Source organism: Pseudomonas anguilliseptica, from assembly GCF_900105355.1.
Taxonomy (GTDB): Bacteria; Pseudomonadota; Gammaproteobacteria; order Pseudomonadales; family Pseudomonadaceae; genus Aquipseudomonas; species Aquipseudomonas anguilliseptica.
The window spans coordinates 4,527,688-4,545,577 of the sequence record NZ_FNSC01000001.1 but is presented as its reverse complement, the minus strand read 5'-3'; the positions used below and the strand labels follow the sequence as shown (position 1 = coordinate 4,545,577).

The 17,890-nt window shown below is 59.5% G+C and carries 17 protein-coding genes, 1 pseudogene and 1 riboswitch; of the genes and pseudogenes, 14 read left to right on the top strand and 4 right to left on the bottom strand.

The window, feature by feature from the left end:
* Window positions 1–2 precede the first annotated feature (2 nt).
* The 4 genes from BLW24_RS22135 (at window position 3) to trhA (ending at window position 6,361) form a co-directional block, all read left to right on the top strand.
* The gene (locus tag BLW24_RS22135; protein WP_090386957.1) at window positions 3–3,047 is read left to right on the top strand and encodes a hybrid sensor histidine kinase/response regulator; all 3,045 of its coding nucleotides are present in this window, start codon (window positions 3–5) and stop codon (window positions 3,045–3,047) included.
* Window positions 3,047–4,165, top strand: a complete 1,119-nt coding sequence (locus tag BLW24_RS22130) for a response regulator (protein ID WP_090386955.1) — start codon at window positions 3,047–3,049, stop codon at window positions 4,163–4,165. The genes BLW24_RS22135 and BLW24_RS22130 overlap by 1 nt, the downstream gene beginning before the upstream one ends.
* Before the next feature lie 14 nt (window positions 4,166–4,179).
* On the top strand, window positions 4,180–5,616 hold the full coding sequence (locus BLW24_RS22125) for an ATP-binding response regulator (protein ID WP_090386953.1): 1,437 nt from the start codon (window positions 4,180–4,182) through the stop codon (window positions 5,614–5,616).
* Between the two features lie 127 nt (window positions 5,617–5,743).
* A complete protein-coding gene (trhA, locus tag BLW24_RS22120; RefSeq protein ID WP_090386951.1) occupies window positions 5,744–6,361 on the top strand; it encodes a PAQR family membrane homeostasis protein TrhA in 618 nt (205 codons plus the stop codon).
* A 12-nt stretch (window positions 6,362–6,373) separates the two neighbouring features.
* Here the strand turns inward: trhA and BLW24_RS22115 are convergent, their stop codons facing one another.
* The 3 genes from BLW24_RS22115 to BLW24_RS22105 all read right to left on the bottom strand — a co-directional run bounded on the left by BLW24_RS22115 (window position 6,374) and on the right by BLW24_RS22105 (window position 8,343).
* Complete coding sequence (locus BLW24_RS22115; protein WP_090386949.1) at window positions 6,374–6,868, bottom strand: SprT family zinc-dependent metalloprotease; 495 nt, start codon at window positions 6,866–6,868, stop codon at window positions 6,374–6,376.
* Window positions 6,869–6,982: 114 nt separating this feature from the next.
* A complete protein-coding gene (locus BLW24_RS22110) occupies window positions 6,983–7,582 on the bottom strand; it encodes a Yip1 family protein (protein ID WP_090253063.1) in 600 nt (199 codons plus the stop codon).
* Between the two features lie 158 nt (window positions 7,583–7,740).
* Window positions 7,741–8,343 carry a DNA-J related domain-containing protein gene (locus tag BLW24_RS22105; protein ID WP_090386947.1) on the bottom strand — a complete coding sequence of 201 codons (603 nt, stop codon included), beginning with the start codon at window positions 8,341–8,343 and terminating at the stop codon, window positions 7,741–7,743.
* A 97-nt stretch (window positions 8,344–8,440) separates the two neighbouring features.
* Between BLW24_RS22105 and ttcA the strand changes: the two genes are divergently transcribed.
* From ttcA to BLW24_RS22070, 7 genes and pseudogenes are all read left to right on the top strand, one after another.
* Window positions 8,441–9,265: a tRNA 2-thiocytidine(32) synthetase TtcA gene (gene ttcA / locus BLW24_RS22100; RefSeq protein ID WP_090386945.1), complete on the top strand. Its 825-nt coding sequence runs from the start codon at window positions 8,441–8,443 to the stop codon at window positions 9,263–9,265.
* Window positions 9,266–9,296: 31 nt separating this feature from the next.
* Entirely contained in the window at window positions 9,297–9,968 is a 672-nt protein-coding gene (locus BLW24_RS22095) for a DNA-3-methyladenine glycosylase I (RefSeq protein ID WP_090386943.1), read from the top strand.
* A 10-nt stretch (window positions 9,969–9,978) separates the two neighbouring features.
* Window positions 9,979–10,737, top strand: coding sequence for an NAD-dependent deacylase (locus BLW24_RS22090; RefSeq protein WP_090386941.1), 759 nt, complete (start codon window positions 9,979–9,981; stop codon window positions 10,735–10,737).
* A 76-nt stretch (window positions 10,738–10,813) separates the two neighbouring features.
* The gene (locus BLW24_RS22085; RefSeq protein WP_090387843.1) at window positions 10,814–11,431 is read left to right on the top strand and encodes a C40 family peptidase; all 618 of its coding nucleotides are present in this window, start codon (window positions 10,814–10,816) and stop codon (window positions 11,429–11,431) included.
* A gap of 159 nt (window positions 11,432–11,590) precedes the next feature.
* Window positions 11,591–12,115: a C40 family peptidase gene (locus BLW24_RS22080; protein ID WP_090386939.1), complete on the top strand. Its 525-nt coding sequence runs from the start codon at window positions 11,591–11,593 to the stop codon at window positions 12,113–12,115.
* 27 nt (window positions 12,116–12,142) lie between these two features.
* Window positions 12,143–12,803, top strand: a pseudogene (locus tag BLW24_RS22075) (O-methyltransferase).
* 6 nt (window positions 12,804–12,809) lie between these two features.
* Window positions 12,810–13,130, top strand: a complete 321-nt coding sequence (locus BLW24_RS22070; RefSeq protein ID WP_090386937.1) for a hypothetical protein — start codon at window positions 12,810–12,812, stop codon at window positions 13,128–13,130.
* Window positions 13,131–13,287: 157 nt separating this feature from the next.
* On the opposite strand, the gene BLW24_RS22065 is transcribed toward BLW24_RS22070, so the two are convergent.
* Window positions 13,288–14,268, bottom strand: a complete 981-nt coding sequence (locus tag BLW24_RS22065) for an IS5 family transposase (protein WP_090375222.1) — start codon at window positions 14,266–14,268, stop codon at window positions 13,288–13,290.
* 198 nt (window positions 14,269–14,466) lie between these two features.
* Here BLW24_RS22065 and BLW24_RS22060 point away from each other — a divergent pair, with 198 nt between their 5' ends.
* The 3 genes from BLW24_RS22060 (at window position 14,467) to BLW24_RS22050 (ending at window position 17,552) form a co-directional block, all read left to right on the top strand.
* Window positions 14,467–15,657 carry an alpha/beta hydrolase gene (locus BLW24_RS22060; RefSeq protein WP_167360426.1) on the top strand — a complete coding sequence of 397 codons (1,191 nt, stop codon included), beginning with the start codon at window positions 14,467–14,469 and terminating at the stop codon, window positions 15,655–15,657.
* Window positions 15,658–15,842: 185 nt separating this feature from the next.
* Window positions 15,843–16,823 carry an IS5 family transposase gene (locus tag BLW24_RS22055; RefSeq protein ID WP_090384114.1) on the top strand — a complete coding sequence of 327 codons (981 nt, stop codon included), beginning with the start codon at window positions 15,843–15,845 and terminating at the stop codon, window positions 16,821–16,823.
* 162 nt (window positions 16,824–16,985) lie between these two features.
* On the top strand, window positions 16,986–17,552 hold the full coding sequence (locus tag BLW24_RS22050; RefSeq protein ID WP_244161235.1) for an MliC family protein: 567 nt from the start codon (window positions 16,986–16,988) through the stop codon (window positions 17,550–17,552).
* 67 nt (window positions 17,553–17,619) lie between these two features.
* A riboswitch (cobalamin riboswitch) is annotated at window positions 17,620–17,861 on the top strand.
* Window positions 17,862–17,890: the final 29 nt, after the last annotated feature.

Genomic DNA, 17,890 nt, shown 5'->3' with positions numbered 1-17,890 from the left:
CCATGCGCCAGTTCCGCCTGCTGTGGCTGTTGATCATCAGCCTGGTGCTGCTGTACTTGGCAATCGGGGCGATTCTCGCTCATCAGTACCGCAACCTCAGCGAGGTTATGCGCAGTGGTGACGACAACGCGTTGTGGGCCTTTGCCCAGCTGAGTACCGAGTACCAGCGCTTTGACCATGCGCTGCACACTTACATCCTCGATCCCGTGAGGTCGCACCGTAATCAGGCGGCCGATGAGCTGGGCAGCATTGGCATTGATGAGCTGCAGCTGCGTTACGACATCTTCGTCAGTCGTGTCAGCACCATCAAAACCCAGTCGGCGCGGCTTCTGATGGGCGATGAGGCGATTTACCAGCAAACTCTGCAGAACCTGGAGCGCTTTATCGAGGCAGCCGACGCTGCCCTTGAAAATTTCGCCAGACATGCCAGACCGCTGGATGCCGCCTCGCTGCGGGAGCAGTTGCAGCTGCTGCAGGATGATGTGCAGGAGCTTGGCTACACCTCGGCCCAGCTGGCGGCGCGTACTGTCGATGGGCGTAACGCCGAGCTGCGCTCTCAGGTTGTGGTCACCACTGCGTTGACCCTGTTTCAAGGTTTTCTCACCCTGATGTTCGGCCTCGCCATGCTGCGTCAATCGCGCCAGCGCGTGCAAGCCCAGCGTGAGCTGCTGGCGGCGCAAGGCAAGTTGGTGGAAGCCCTGCAGGAAAATGAAGAGGTATTGGAAGGCCGCGTGCAGCAGCGCACCCAGGAGCTGGCCGAGGCCAACCAGACGCTGCGTGAGCATGAAGAGGAACTGCAGATCGCCCGCGCCAAGGCCGAGAGCGCGTCGCAGTTGAAGTCGGACTTCCTGGCCAATATGAGCCATGAGATTCGTACGCCGATGAATGCGGTCATTGGCATGAGCCACTTGGTCCTCAGTAGCGACCTGACCGCCAAGCAGCGCGACTATGTAGAGAAGATTCAGCGCTCAGGCCAGCATCTGCTGGGGTTGATCAATGACATCCTCGACTTGAGCAAGATCGAGGCCGGCAAACTGGATGTCGAGTCGGTGCCGTTTGAGCTGCAGGCCGTGCTGGAAAATATGGCCAGCTTGATCGGTGAAAAATGCGCCGCCAAGGATCTGGAGCTGATTTTCGACATTGATCCACAGCTGCCCGAGAGTTTTATCGGTGATCCCCTGCGCCTGGGCCAGGTGTTGATCAACTACGCCAACAATGCGGTCAAGTTTACCGAGCACGGCGGTGTGGTGATTCGCGCACGCCTGTTGGCGCAGGATGCCAAGGGCGTCCGGGTGCGTTTTGAGGTCGAGGACTCCGGTATCGGCCTCTCGCCCGAGCAGCAGGCGCGGCTGTTTCAGTCATTCCAGCAAGCCGACAGCTCGACCACGCGCAAGTACGGCGGCACCGGGCTGGGCCTGGCCATTTCTCGCAAGCTGGCTGAGCTGATGCATGGCGAGGTCGGTGTCGACAGCGTGTTGGGGCAGGGCAGCACCTTCTGGTTTACCGCCCGCCTGGGCGTGGTCGCTGCGCCAAAAACAGTGCTGTCGCTGCAACCCTCGCCGGATTTGCGTAACCGCCGGGTGTTGGTGGTGGACGATAACCCACAGGCGCTGCATATCCATGCCAGCTTGCTGCGCTCCATGAGTTTTCAGGTGACGGAAGCTGACTGCGGTGAGCAGGCGCTGGAACTTGCAGCCCAGGCCTGCGCTGCCGGAGCCCCCTTTGAAGCTGCGTTTGTCGATTGGAAAATGCCCGGTATAAACGGCCTGGAAACCTGTCGTCAGCTGGCCCTGCTCGAACCGGCGCCGCAGCCGGTGATTGTCACAGCCTATGGTCGCGAAGAAGTGTTCCACGAGGCCGAGCAGGCCGGGATTGCCTTGCTGCTGGTCAAACCGGTGAGTCCGTCGCTGCTGTTCGATGCGGCGATCCGCGCCCTGGGCGGCAATACCATCAGCGACACCAGCCTGCGCCCGGCCAGTAACGCCAGCGTGCAGGACCTCAGCTCGCTGCAGGGCGCGCAGGTGTTGCTGGTGGATGATAACGAGCTGAACCAGCAGGTCGGTCGCGACCTGCTGGAGGCCGCCGGGGTCTGCGTGGCCGTGGCCGAGAATGGCCAGGTTGCCCTGGATATGCTAGCCAGCAACGATTACCAAGTGGTGCTGATGGATATGCAGATGCCGGTAATGGATGGCCTGACCGCTACCCGGCAGATTCGTGCTAATCCGCGCTGGGCTGATCTACCCGTGCTGGCCATGACTGCCAACGCCATGAGCAGTGACCGTGAGCAGTGTCTGGCGGCAGGCATGAATGCGCATCTGACCAAACCCATCGACCCGGATGAGCTGTTCGCGCTGCTGCTGAAATGGCTGCCAGCGGCGGCTGGCCCGGGCAACGCGCTGCCCGCCGCTCGGATGCCGGCCCAGGCTGAAGCAGGCTTTCCCGACATTGCTGGCGTCGATGTACAGGGTGGCCTGCGCCGCGTGCTGAACAAACGCACGGCCTATGAGTCGATGCTGCGCAAATTTGTTCAGGGGCAGGCGGATGCCGCCCCGCAGACGCGGCGTCTGCTTGCCGAAGGCCGGCACGATGATGCCTTGCGTGCCTTGCATACCCTCAAGGGCACTGCCGCGACCATTGGTGCCAATAGTCTGGCCGAGCAGGCCGGCGTGCTGGAAAACCACCTCAGGCAGGGGCCGCCGGATAGCCAGTTCGATGCACGGCTCAGTACGCTGGGCGAAAACTGCGCTGAGTTGATCGCGCGCTTACAGGCGGTATTGCCCGCGCAAGCCGTCACGGAGGCAGCAGCAGGCGCTATCGACTGGCCACGTGTACGTCAGCTGGTGGCTCGCCTGGAATACCTGCTCAGTGATGACGATGCCGATGCCATCGAGTTGTTCCAGCAGGAAGCGGCCTTGTTCAAGGCTGTGCTGGGCGCGGGATTTTCGGATATTGAGCGAGCCATCAACAGTTATATTCTCGACGACGCCCTGGCGGTTCTGCGGGCGGCGATACAGAACAATCCGGCACTGGGTAAGGGTGCGAGGTAATGGACAGGCTACTGGCTGGCAGGGAAAAACCGACGATTCTGGTGGTGGACGACACTCCCGATAACCTTTCGCTGATGAGCGGTTTGTTACGCGAGGACTACAAGGTCAAGCTGGCACCCAGCGGCGAACGTGCGCTGCAGATTGCCAGCGGTGAGGCCAAGCCCGATCTGATTCTGCTCGACATCATGATGCCCGGCCTGGACGGCTACGAAGTGCTGCGCCGCCTGCAACAGGATGTTGGAACTGCGGCGATTCCGGTGATTTTCCTTACCGCCATGACCGCTGCCGAGGATGAGAAGATCGGCCTGGACCTAGGTGCCGTCGATTACATCAGCAAACCGATCAATCCGGCGATTGTTCTGGCCCGTGTGCACACGCAGCTGCAACTCAAATTCGCCCGTGACTTTCTGCAGAACCAGAATGCTTTCCTTGAGCGCGAAGTGGAAAAGCGCACCCGTGAAGTGATGACGATTCAGGATGTCACCATTCGGGCGATTACCTCCCTGGCGGAAACCCGTGACAACGAAACGGGCAATCATATTCGTCGTACCCAGTTCTATGTGAAGGCCCTGGCTGAGCATCTGCAGGCCCACCCGCGTTTTGCCTGCGAACTAATCGCCGCGACGATCCAGTCGATATTCAAATCAGCGCCACTGCATGACATTGGCAAGGTCGGCATTCCCGACAGCATTCTGCTCAAACCGGGCAAACTCGATTTTGACGAGTTTGAAATCATGAAAACCCACACCACCTTGGGCCGCGATGCCATCGTGCATGCGGAGCAGGAACTGGGTGAATCCATCGCCTTTTTGCGTCACGCCAAGGAAATAGCCTACAGCCACCAAGAGAAATGGGACGGCAGCGGATACCCGCAAGGCCTGGTGGGTGAAGCGATTCCCTTGTCGGCCCGCTTGATGGCCCTGGCCGATGTGTATGACGCGCTGATCTCGCGGCGGGTGTACAAGCCGCCCTTTAGCCACGAGCAGGCTCTGAAGATCATCCGCGAGGGCCGTGGCAGTCATTTTGACCCGGATATCGTCGATGGCTTTGTGCAGATCAGTGACGCCTTTGCCCAGATCGCCCAGCAATACAGCGATGAGCCGGACTCCAGCGCATAGAGGTGTGCTGCAGCATGTCAATCAATGCCACTACGCTGTTAGTTGTCGATAGCGACCCGGTGCTGATTCGCGCTCTGGTCGATGAATTACAGCGCCATGGCTTTGCTCAGGTGCTGCAGGCCAATGATGTGGCGAGTGCCTTGCAGCAGCTGCGACAAGCGTCGGTTTCGCTGGTGCTCAGTGAGCAGAACCTGACGGGCCCCACCGGCCTGGCGCTGTTTGAAGGCATGCGCAGCGATGAAACGCTGGCGGAAATTCCCTTTGTGCTGATGTCCAGCGCCATGCAGCGTCAGGATGTGCAGCGGGCTATCCAGTTGGGCATCCGCGACCTGCTGGTTAAACCTTTTACCACTCAGCGCCTGCTGGAGCGGATTCAGCGCTCCCTGCAACGTGATGATCTGCTCGCGCAAACCAGCCTGCCACAGGGCGAGGAGTGCGCGAGCATTCTGGTGGTCGATGACACGCCGGAGAATCTTCAGCTATTGGCTGGGCTATTTCGCGATCAGTTCAAGGTGAAACTGGCGCATAACGGCGAAAAAGCTATCGCCATCTGCCACTCGGACAACCCGCCGGACCTGATCCTGCTGGACGTAATGATGCCCGACATGGACGGATTCGAAGTGGCGCGCCGGCTGCGTCAGCACCATGCGTCTGAGCATATCCCGATTATTTTCGTCACCGCCTTGAGCGATGAGCGTTCCCGTGAACAAGGCCTGTCACTGGGCGCGGTGGACTATGTCTTCAAACCGATTGATCCGACGCTGCTGCGTATTCGTGTGCGCAACCTGATGCGCTATGTCGAGCATCGTCGACAGCTACAGACAGACTTGGATCAGTTGCTGGAGCTGGCCGCTCTGCGCGCGGACATGCTGCACCTGATCAGTCATGACCTGCTGCAACCACTCAACCAATGCGCCGAGGCGTTGCAGGGCCTTGCGCAGGGCGGCGCACTTAATCCTGCGCAGAAGCAACATGTGCAGTTGGCCACGCAAGGCAGTCAGCAGATGAAGGAGCTGCTTGAGTTGGCGGGTGAGCAGTTATCCGTCGAAGCCGGGCAGCGCGAATTGTGCCCTGAAAGCATCCGGCTTAATCCGCTTCTGCGTGAACTGATCGGCGAGCTGCGCCAGCGTTATGGCGACCGCGGCGTCGATATCCAGCTGGAGACCGCGCTGGGCAGCAGTACAGCGGTAATGGCCGACCCCGGGCTTTGCCATGCCTTGCTCTACCGCGTGCTCAAGCACGCTCATGCCGCATGCCCGGTGGGTAGCCAGCTGAGCCTGGTGATGATTGATGAGAACCCCGCGCAGGTAAAACTGCTGCTGCCTGTGCGCCCTGCCAGCAACAAACCGCTCGCCGCCGCCCGGGCTTTGGCCCGCGCCCAGGGCGGCGACGTGCAGCAGGAAGATGACGGCGAGAGTTGCGTGATTCGCGTCAGCCTGCCGCGTGCCTGAGTGTATGCCGAGGTCGTGATTGACCCCGTACTTTGTGTGGGACGGTGACGTGACGCTCGTCAAACAGGCTTTTTTCCGGCATAAGCCTGGGGCATTCGCGCCAGTGGGCAGCTTGGGAACGGAAAACATGTATCACGGGGAACGCTTCAATGCCTGGACCCATCTGGTCGGGGCGCTTCTGGCCTGCGCGGGGGCGGTGTGGCTATTGCTGCTGGCGAGCCTGGAGGGCGAGCAGCGCAAGATCATCAGCGTGGCGATCTATGGTTTGACGCTGGTGCTGCTCTACAGCATCTCCACGCTTTACCACAGCGTGCAGGGGCGGGCGAAAGTGTTGATGCGCAAGCTCGATCATCTGTCGATCTATCTGCTGATTGCCGGCAGCTATACGCCGTTCTGCCTAGTGACCCTCGAAGGTGCCTGGGGCTGGACGCTGTTCGGCATCGTCTGGACGCTGGCCGTGATTGGCATGCTGCAGGAGATCAAGCCGCGCTCCGAGGCGCGGGTGCTGTCGATTGTGATTTACGCGGTGATGGGCTGGATCGTACTGATTGCGGTCAAACCGCTGATTGCTGCGCTGGGCATGGCCGGGTTTATCTGGCTGGCCGGCGGTGGGGTGCTGTACACGGTGGGCATCATCTTCTTCGCCTATGACAGCCGCTTCCGTCACTGGCACGGCATCTGGCATCTGTTCGTCATGGGCGGCAGTCTGATGCACTTTGTCGCGGTGTTGCGTTATGTCCTTTAATTGCCCGGCGGGTTATTCGACCCGCTGTTCGCCGGTATAGCTCAAGGTCACCTTGCAGCGCCTGCAGTAGTAGCGCCGACCCTTGCTGACCAGTGCATGGCGCTGGGTTGTGAAGGGAAACTCGCCCTGCGGGCAACTGCAACGGTAGATATAGCGGCTAACTGCGCGCCGTTGCACCGCATAGCTGTGACAGCGATTGGGCGGCAGTTCATAGACGCCGCGCATGATCAGCTGCCATTCCTCGCCATGGGGTTGAATCTTCAGGCCGAACAGCTGATGGGCGATCAGATGCGCCACTTCGTGGGGTACGGTCTGCCTGAGGAAGTCTTCGCGGTTTTCCCGGTACAGCTGCGGGTTGAAGCGCAGCTTGTTTTCCGTCAGGTGCGCCACGCCAGCCTTTTGCCCACGCAGCTTGAAACTCACCTCGGCGCGGGCAAAGGGGCGTTTGAAAAAGGCTTCAGCCTGTTGGTAGCAGTGTTCTACGCGGCTCAGGAGGTGTTCGGGCATACATGCGGTTATCGCGGCTGGGGCAGCGATTATGCCCAAGCAACGCAGCGATCACAGCCCTGAAACGACGAAACCACCCGCAGGTGGTTTCGTCTTGTGTCATCAGCTGTCGCGCTAGCTGGTGTAGACCGGGCCGACCCCAAAGCCCCAGAGAATCACCGAACTGGCGATCATCGCCACCAACACCACCAAGCCTACTGCGAGCACCGAACTGGAGAACATAAAGCCTTCGTCCTCGGGGATGCCCATAAAGGTCGGTATGCCGACGTAGAGTAGATAAACCGTGTAACAGATGGCCGCCGTGCCCACCACCATGGCCAGCCAAAGATGTGGATAGAGCGCCGCCAGCCCGCCAATAAACAGCGGTGTAGCGGTATAAGCTGCAAATACCACGCATTGCGTGAGGTTCGGGCTGGCATCGTAGGTACGTGCCATCCAGTGGATAAACGCGCCCATCACTGCGATCCCGGCAAGCATTGCCAGGTAGGTCATGACGGTCATTTGCAACGCACTGGCCTCGGTCAGCATCACCGGCGCTCGATCGCCGATTGCCCAGCCGACCTGGGTGGTGCCGATATAGGCCGAAACAGCGGGAATAGCCGCGAGAATCAGTACGTGGGTGAGATACATGTGGCTGATGGTTTCTTCTTCGCCACGGATTTCCTGCCATTCCTGGTCAGGATGGGTGAATAGCCCCCAAACGTGATGGATCATGCCAGACCTCCTATTTTTATAGCGGTCGCCCCCCAGCGCAGCGCCTGATTCGCGTATGCAGCGCCATCAGGTACAAGGCCGAACCTATGCGACCGTATGTCGCAGTATAGGCAGAGGTCGCGATTGGCAAAGGCTGGGCATTAGAGCAAATCGGACTCTCAAGCACGCCCGTAATAGCGTTCGAGGATTTCCATGGCCTTGTTGATCGACTGCAGGCGTGCTGTGTTACCGCCGCGATCCGGGTGATGCAGGCTCACCAGTTGCCGGTAGCGGTGCTTGATAGTGGCGAGATTGAGCGTCTGCTCGCTGCCTTCGAGCTCGAACAACTCCAGCGCCGCCTGTTTTTCTTCGCTGCCATGCATGCGCGTCCAGAAGCTCAGCAGCAATTTGGCTACATCCTGTTCGTTGGTGTCGTTGAGCAGGCTGAGGTCGAGGTAATAGTCGCGCAGTGGGTCGTGCTCGCTCAGTTCGCTGCTGCCGGGCTGATAGGGCAGTAGCTGGATTTTCAGTGCGCTGATCTGCAGGTAGCCGCTCTGGCTGGCCCAGAGCTGATCGCGCAGGCGGTAGAGAGCGTTGAACAGCAGAAAGTGGGTGCGGAACAGCACCAGCTTGTCGGTCAGTGGCAGATTGGGGATGTGCACGCACTGGCGGGCTTTCAGCAGCTGGATCAGCTGGTATTCGCCAAGGCCTTCAGGGGTCGCGCGTAGCAGCAGATGCAGTTGTTCGGGCAGATCGAGGCCCGGGTCGAAATCGTCGTTCATCGGCCGAGCCTAGCATTTCCGCAACTGTGGGGTAGGGCGCGTCACGCTTTCTGGGTAAAATGCCGCACTTTCGTAACCCTCCGGATTCCAGCGCACCATGGGCACCTTCTCGGTCAATCAGAACAAACTGCAAAAACGCCTGCGTCGTCAGGCCGGCGAAGCCGTTGCCGACTTCAACATGATCGAGGATGGCGACAAGGTCATGGTCTGCCTGTCCGGTGGCAAGGACAGCTACACCATGCTCGACGTGCTGTTGCACTTACAGAAGGTCGCGCCGATCAAGTTCGAGATTGTTGCGGTGAACATGGATCAGAAACAGCCGGGCTTCCCTGAGCACGTGCTGCCGGCCTATCTGGAGTCCATCGGTGTGCCGTATCACATCGTCGAGAAGGACACCTACTCCGTGGTCAAGGAGAAGATCCCGGAAGGCAAGACCACCTGTTCGCTGTGTTCACGCCTGCGGCGCGGCACCTTGTACACCTTTGCCGATGAAATCGGTGCAACCAAGATGGCCCTGGGACATCACCGCGACGACATCCTGGAAACCTTCTTCCTTAATATGTTCTACGGCGGCACCCTCAAGGCCATGCCGCCCAAGTTACGCGCCGATGATGGTCGCAACGTGGTGATTCGCCCGCTGGCTTACTGCAATGAGGCGGATATCGAGGCTTACAGTCAGCTCAAGGAATTCCCGATTATTCCGTGCAACCTCTGCGGCTCCCAGGAAAACCTGCAGCGCCAGGTGGTCAAGGAAATGCTCCAGGACTGGGAGCGCAAGTCGCCGGGACGCACCGAGATCATGTTCCGCGCCCTGCAGAACGTGGTGCCGTCGCAGCTGGCTGACCGCAACCTGTTCGACTTCCAGAACCTGAAAATCGACGACAGCGCTACGCCACGCTTTCTCGATGTGATGAACCTCTGATCCCGCGGTTTCTCGGCTCAAGGATTGCCTGATGCGCGATTACAAATGGCTTAACGAATACTGCCTGAACCGTTTTGGCTCGGTCGCTGCGCTGGAGTCGATCCTGCCGCAGCCACGCAGCGCTGATGAGCTGGGCGCGATCAGTGATGATCGCTACCTGTCGATTATCAGCCTGCGGATCTTTCGCGCCGGCCTCAAGCACAGCCTGGTGGACGCCAAGTGGCCGGCCTTCGAGCAGGTGTTCTTCGGTTTTGATCCGGAGAAAGTCGTGCTGATGGGGGCTGAACGCCTGGAAAGCCTGATGCAGGATGCGCGCATCATCCGTCACTTGGGTAAGCTCAAGAGTGTGCCGCGCAACGCCCAGTTCATCCTCGATGTGCAGAAGGAGAAGGGCAGCTTTGGCGCGCTGATCGCCGACTGGCCGGTGAGCGACGTGGTCGGCCTGTGGAAGTACCTGGCCAAGCGCGGCAGTCAGCTTGGCGGGCTGTCCGCGCCGCGTTTTCTGCGCATGATCGGCAAAGACACCTTCGTCCCCACCGATGACATGGTCGCGGCGCTGAAGGCGCAGAAGATCATCGACAAGGCGCCGACCAGCTTGAAGGAGCTGGCTACCGTGCAGGCGGCGTTCAATCAATGGCAGGAGCAGAGCGGGCGGCCGTTATGTCAGCTGTCGGTGATGCTGGCGCATACGGTCAACCACTGAGGGTTTGGCAATGGAACGGGCGATCAAGCAGGTCGCTGAGCAGCTCAAGCAGGCTGAACACATTCTGCTGATTACCGGTGCCGGGCTGTCAGCCGATTCCGGTTTGCCCACTTACCGCGGCCTCGGTGGCCTGTATAACGGTCACACCGCCGAAGGCTTGCCGATTGAAGCGGCTTTGTCCGGCTCGATGCTGCAGCGTGACCCCGCGTTGTGCTGGAAGTACCTGGCGGAACTGGGCAAGGCTTGCCTGGGTGCCCAGGCCAATGCCGGGCACCATGCGATTGCCGAGCTGCAGCGCAGAAAGCCGCAGTGTTGGCTGCTGACCCAAAATATCGACGGCTACCACCGTGCAGCCGGCAGCCCGATGGAGCGGGTGATCGAGATTCATGGTGAGTTGGCGCCGCTGTATTGCCAGTCCTGTGGGGCTGTGGACAGTGAGCTGGCAGAACATCTCGAGCGGCCGCTGCCACCCAAATGCCGGCAATGCGCCGGGGTGTTGCGTCCGCCCGTGGTGCTGTTCGAGGAAATGCTGCCCGAAAAGGCCATCGACACGCTCTATACCGAAGTGCGCAAAGGCTTTGAGGTGGTGATCAGCATCGGCACCAGCGCGAGCTTTCCGTATATCGTCGAGCCGCTGCTACGTACACGCCAGGCGGGGGGCTTTACGGTAGAGATCAACCCGCAGCGCACCGACTTGAGCTCTCGCGTGGATGTGCATCTACAAGGGCGGGCGTTAGATGTTCTACCAGAACTGCTGAGTCACATTTAGAGGCATAGAATTTGCAAATGCATGTCATAGAGGGCATAGTCGCGCTCTTGTGAAATTCACCGACACGGTCGTGCCCATGCTCAAACGCCTCGCACCCCTCGTGCCTATCGCACTCTCCCTGTTTTTGGCCGCCTGCGCCAACCATGCCCCACAGCCGGAGCTGGCAACCCAGCCTGCGGTGCTCTCCTCGACAGAACTTGCCGAGTTTGACGAACAAGCCAAAGAAGCGGCTCTGGGCGACTTCACTGAAGAGAAATCCTACAAACTGCCGCAACTGGCTGACAGCATCCTGACTCATGGTCTGTCGCTGGTGGGGACCCGTTATCGTTATGGCGGCAGTTCGGTGAAATCGGGCTTCGACTGCAGCGGTTTTATCGGTTATCTGTTCAAGGAAGAGCTGGGCATGAAACTGCCGCGCTCATCCCGCGACATGATCAATATCGACGCACCGCTGGTATCGCGTGATGAGCTGGAACCGGGCGATCTGCTGTTTTTCAGCACCAATGGCCGTAATCGCGTCAGCCATGCCGGTATTTACATGGGCGATAACCAGTTTATTCACTCCAGCAGCAGCAGCCGCAGCGGCGGCGTGAGGGTCGATAGCCTGGATGATCGTTACTGGTCGCGTACCTTTATCGAAGCCAAACGTGCCCTGGCGCTGGCTCCAAGCGAGTCGGTTGTACGTCACCCTTGAGTCTCGTGAGTGGCGACCGAATCTGTTCGGTCGCTCGATTAACTGATACTTCAGACCTATCTCGATAATTTTCAATAGCCTGCCAAACAAAGCTAAAGCTTGCACTACGATGTGCAAGCCGGCAGAGTAGAGCGCATCCCGGCTCAGGATCGCTCGTCCATGACCGCTATCGCCCGTCTCAGCTTGATTATGCTTGCCGCGCTGCTCAGTGCCTGCGCCAGCAATGCCCCCACTCCATCTCCCAAGCCTGTTGTGCATGCGCCTATCGGCAGCTTTAACGGCAGTGCTGAAGATGTACTGTTTCGTGCCCTTGGCCTGGTCGGCACACCCTATCGCTACGGCGGCAATACCCCGGATGGCGGCTTTGATTGCAGTGGTCTGATTGGCTATGTCTACCGCGATGCGGCGGGTATCAGTCTGCCGCGTTCGACCCGCGAGCTGATCAGCATGCGCGCCCCAACTGTCGGCCGCGACCGTCTGCAAAGTGGTGATCTGGTGTTCTTCGCTACCAATGGCGGCAGCCAGGTTAGTCATGCTGGCATCTATGTTGGTGACGGGCGCTTTGTTCACGCGCCTTCCAGCGGCGGTACTGTGCGTCTGGATAGCCTGAGCAATACCTATTGGCAGCGCACCTACCTGAATGCCAAGCGCGTGTTCACCCCGGAGTTGGCGCGTAACCCCTGACAATTGTGGTTTGCAGAGGGAGTAGGCATGACCAATCGAACGCTCAATCTCGATACCGGCCTGTATCAATACCTGCTGGATGTCTCCTTGCGTGAAACACCGCTGCTCAGGCGTCTGCGCGAGGAGACCGCACAGCTGAGTATGGCGCGTTGGCAGGTTGCCCCTGAGCAGGGTCAGTTCATGGCCTTGCTGGTGCAGCTGACGGGGGCGCGGCGGATTGTCGAGGTCGGCACCTTTACCGGCTACAGCGCCATCTGTATGGCCCAGGCCATGCCTGAGGGGGGTGGCTGATCTGCTGTGATATTCCCGGCGAATACAACGTCACGGCCGAGCGTTACTGGCGCGAAGCGGGGCTGAGTGAACGTATCGAACAGCGTTTGGCGCCTGCGCTACAGACCCTGGCGGAGCTAGAGGCTGAGGGTTTGGCTGGCAGTATCGATCTGCTGTTTATCGACGCCGACAAGGCCAATTACCCCGCCTACCTAGAGCATGCCCTGCGCCTGGTGCGCCAGGGGGGCTGATCCTGTTCGATAACACCCTGTGGAGTGGGCGGGTGCTTGAGGAAAACCCCGAAAGCGCCGACACCAGAGCCATTCAGGCGCTTAACCTGGCGCTGCGCGATGACCCACGGATCGACCTGTCCCTGTTGCCGTTGGGTGACGGGCTGAGCCTGTGCCGTAAACGCTGAACCCGTATGCCTGAACCGATTCGTCTGCCCGAACAACCTGATGCCTGCGAGCTCTGCGCCCGTGCGGCCGCTTTGACGCGTCACCATCTGATCCCCAAGGCGCTGCACAACAAGGTTTATGTGCAGAAGCGCTTCGGCAAAAGCGAGCGCATCAGCGCCACGCTCTGGGTCTGCCGCGCCTGCCACAACCAGATCCACCGCTTGTTCAGCGAAAAGGAGCTGGCGCTGACCTATAACAATCGCGACAGCCTGCTCAGTGATGAACGCCTGCGTACCTTTGTCGAGTGGCTGGCCAGCAACCCGGCGGGCTTTATGCCCAGGCATTGAGTCGCGGCTAGGGATCCTCTGAAGTAGCCATGCGTTTCAGGCCGACTTCAGCCTCCGCTGATTTTGAAAGCGGAAAATCGATCAAAAACGATCATATCATCCGCTTATTTTTGTGTTTTTAGCCGCCGCGAGCACCTCGCGGCGGCTATTGCCCATATTACGGGCGCACCTCTCCTGCAGTTGCCAGTAAATGTCTGCGTGCCATCCACAGGTTCGACAGCGCAAACAGCGTGACCAACTGCGCCGTGTTCTTGGCCAGGCCGCGGAAGCGCGTCTTCACATAGCCGAACTGCCGCTTGATCACCCGAAACGGGTGCTCGACCTTGGCGCGCACCTGGGCTTTGGCCTTCTCGATCTTGCGCTTGGCTTTGTATAGCGCGCTGCGCTTATCGAGTTTCTTGTAGGTGCTGCGGCGTGCCGCCACCTGCCAGATAACCTTCCGACCCTCATGCTCCGGACGCTTTTCCACACCGGTGTAACCTGCGTCGGTACAAACCACGTTCTCGTCGCCATGCAGCAGCTTATCCACCTGGGTGACGTCCGCCACGTTGGCCGCCGTGCCCACCACGCTGTGCACCAGTCCAGACTTGTCATCCACACCGATGTGGGCCTTCATGCCGAAGTAGTACTGGTTGCCCTTCTTGGTCTGGTGCATCTCCGGGTCGCGTTTACCGTCTTTGTTTTTGGTCGAGCTGGGCGCATTGATCAACGTCGCATCGACGATGGTGCCCTGGCGCAGGGACAGGCCGCGATCCCCCAGGTAGCCGTTGATCACAGCCAAGATGCCAGCCGCCAGTTCGTTTTTTTCCAGTACGCGACGGAAGTTGAGGATGGTGGTTTCGTCAGGGATACGCTCCAGGCTCAACCCGGCGAACTGCCGCAGAATGGTCGTTTCGTACAGCGCCTCTTCCATCGCAGGATCGCTGTAACCGAGCCAGTTTTGCATCAGATGAACACGCAGCATCGCCATCAACGGGTACGCCGGGCGACCGCCTTCACCCTTGGGGTAATGTGGATCGATCAGGGCAATCAAGCCCTTCCACGGCACCACCCGATCCATCTCGATCAGGAACAACTCTTTGCGGGTCTGCTTGCGCTTGCCGGCGTACTCGGCATCGGCGAAGGTCATCTGCTTCATCGGAAAACTCGGTGGGTGGCGTCCGGGCATTTTGCCAAAATCAGGAAGACTTATTCAGAGTTTCCCTAGGCTTGCTGTTTGTTTGTGATGACCTTCTGACCCCTTAATTAGTGGCGACTGCCGATGACCTGTTTGCGCGCGCTGTCATGTGTATGCCTTGCTCTGCTGTTGGGCGCCTGTGCTGGGCCAACGCCGCTGATGCTGATGAGCACGCCGGTGATTTATCACCAGGCTGCTATCGATCCTTTCGCCCATTTGTCGCCGGCAGAACGGGTGCCCGATGTGGCACTGTTCTACGCCACTACCCGGACGCCAGAGGGCGCGGGCTATGGCAATCGCGTCAGCCCGACCTTGCAGTTGGGGCGTGCCCAGGTGCGTTTGGGCGACCAGCAGAGTGATTGGTCGCAATTGCATTCGGCCTCGGTCAGCGAGCTGCGCGCGCGTGAGCTGCCACTGAGTCTGATTGCGGCTCAGCAAACAGCGGTATTGCCGGTGCAGCGACCGGTTGATGTGCCTTTGGCGCCGCCAGTGCAGAGCTATGTCGATGCGATCAATCTGGCGCTGGACAAGGCCCGCGACAAGGAAATCATCATCTATGTGCATGGCGCAAAGGTTGATTTCGCCAATGCCTGTGAGCTGACGGGCGAGCTTGTGCATTTTGCCGGGCGCGACTTTGTCGGTCTGGCGTTCGACTGGCCGTCACACCAGAACATTGCCAGCTATCTGCTCGGCATCGATGTGAATCGTGCTCGCGATTCCAGCCAGGCGTTGGCGCAGTTGATCGAGCTGCTGGCGCGACATATCGCTGCCGAGCGGATCAACCTGGTCGCCTACAGCGCCGGTGGGCGCGTGGCATCTCTGGCGTTGCAGACGTTCCAGAATCGTCATCCGGATTTGAATACCGCGCAGTTACAGGCGCGTTATCGGATTGGCGCGGTGGTGTTTGCCGCTGCGGATGTTCCCGAGGAAGTATTTGAGGGGCGTCTGCCAGCAATCAGTCGCGTCGCTGAACAGGTGATGATCACTGTGTCTGATCAGGACGAGGCGCTGGATTACGCGCAGCGCCTGATGCCCGGTGGCGCACGGATTGGCAGCAGTCGGGCCGAGCAGAGCCTGTACCAGTTCACCCGCAGGCGGCACTTGAACAATGTCACCCTGCTGGATGTTTCCGGTAATAGCAGCGAGCGCGGCTTTGATATCGTCGGGCATCACTACTGGTACCGTCACCCCTGGGTCAGCAGTGATGTGATCTTGCTGCTGCGTACCAACCTGCCACCGGATCAGCGAGCGCTATCTGTCACCGAGCACCCGGCAGTCTGGTACATGAATACTGACTACCCGCTGACGGTACGTGAAGCAACCCGGCGGGTACTCAAGGGGCAGTGGTAGGTGTTCTGGTCTGGCCTTAGCTGACGAAACATGCAGCTTGGCGCCAGCAGGATGTAAGCCTGGATGCGGCTATTTAAAACCAACGGATAGCGGACGAGGAATCAGCATGTTCACCCCTAAGGAAACTCTGAATAAGACTTCCTGATTTTGGCAAAATGCCCGGACGCCACCCGCCGAGTTTTCCGATGAAGCAAATGACCTTCGCCGATGCCGAGTACGCCGGCAAACGCAAGCAGACCCGCAAAGAGTTGTTCCTGATCGAGATGGATCGGGTGGTGCCGTGGAAGGGTTTGATCGCACTGATCGAACCGTATTACCCCAAGGGTGAAGGCGGTCGGCCGGCCTATCCGCTGATGGCGATGCTACGTGTGCACCTGATGCAGAACTGGTTCGGCTACAGCGACCCGGCGATGGAAGAAGCGCTGTACGAGACCACTATCCTGCGGCAGTTCGCCGGGCTGAGTCTGGAACGTATCCCCGACGAAACCACCATCCTCAACTTCCGTCGTCTGCTGGAGAAACATGAGTTGGCTGCCGGCATCCTGGCCGTCATCAATGGCTATCTTGGCGACCGTGGCCTGTCGTTGCGCCAAGGCACCATCGTCGATGCCACGCTGATCAATGCGCCGAGTTCGACCAAGAACAAGGACGGCAAACGCGACCCAGAGATGCACCAGGCCAAGAAGGGCAACCAATACTACTTCGGCATGAAGGCGCACATTGGCGTGGATGACGAGTCGGGGCTGGTACACAGCGTGGTAGGCACGGCGGCCAACGTGGCGGATGTCACTCAGGTCGACAAGTTGCTGCACGGCGAGGAAAACGTGGTGTGCGCCGATGCGGGTTATACCGGTGTCGAAAAGCGCCCCGAACATGATGGGCGCGAGGTGATCTGGCAGGTTGCTGCCCGCCGCAGCACCTATAAGAAGCTGGGTAAGAGCAGCCCGCTGTACAAAGCCAAACGCAAGATCGAGAAGGCCAAGGCCCAGGTGCGCGCCAAGGTTGAGCACCCGTTCCGGGTGCTCAAGCGTCAGTTCAGTTATGTAAAGACACGCTTCCGTGGCTTGGCCAAGAACACGGCGCAACTGGTGACGCTGTTCGCGCTGTCGAACCTGTGGATGGCACGCCGACATTTACTGACCAATGCAGGAGAGGTGCGCCTGTAATGCGGGAAATGGCTGCCGCGAGCTACTCGCGGCGGCTAAAAACACAGAAATGAATGGGTAATCTGATCGTTTTTGATCGATTTGCCGCTTTCAAAATCGGCGGGGCTGAAGTCAGCCAGAAATACATGGCTACTTCAGACCATCCCTAAGCGTTTTGCCCTTTTGGCTCTGCTCGGCCTGCCGTTAGCGACCCTGCAGGCGGCTGAGCCATCGTTCAGCTGCACCAAGGTAGAGGCTGGCAGTATCGAGGCGCTGATTTGTCAGACGCCTGCTCTGGCCGAACTTGATCAGAAAATGTCGGATATTTATCAGCAGGCTTCGGCCAAGGCCGCAAACCAGCATCCTCCCGTACTCAAGGCTGAGCAGCGAGGTTGGATAAAAGGCCGCAATGACTGCTGGAAGGCCGCTGACCGTGAGCAGTGCGTAGCCGAGAGCTATCGCCTGCGGATTGCCGAACTGCAGGCGCGCTACGCGTTACTGAAAGGGACCGGTCCGGTGCATTTTCAATGCGATGGCCTGCCAGCCAAGGAAGTCATCGTCACCTACTACCCCACCGAGCCTGGGACCCTGCTGGCCGAGTTTGCTGACAGCGTGTCGTTGATGTATCAGCAGCCTGCAGCCAGCGGCAGTAAATATCAGGGGCGCAATGAATCATTCTGGGAGCACCAGAGTGAGGCGACCGTGGTGTGGGGCTATGGCTCGCCCGAGATGAAGTGTCAGGCCAAGTAACCCTGGTGGCTTAAGCCGTCTGCGCTAAATGGCGCATTCGTTTGACGCTTAATCGCGAACTCTCTACCCTTCGCGCCTTGTAACAGGTGCCCCGAACGCTGTGCGTGTGTGGGGTGAAACTGGGAAGTCGGTGCGCTGTGCGTGTGAACGCCCGCTATTCCGACGCTGCCCCCGCAACGGTAAGTGAGTCAAACGCCGCAAGTGCCACTGTGCTCAAGCATGGGAAGGCGCGGCATAGAGCCTGCTAGGTTCTGAGAACCTCAAGGTTCGCTCACAAGCCCGGAGACCGGCCTGTTGCAGTCCACGGCATCGCGGAGGGCGATGGCTGGCGTGTGGTT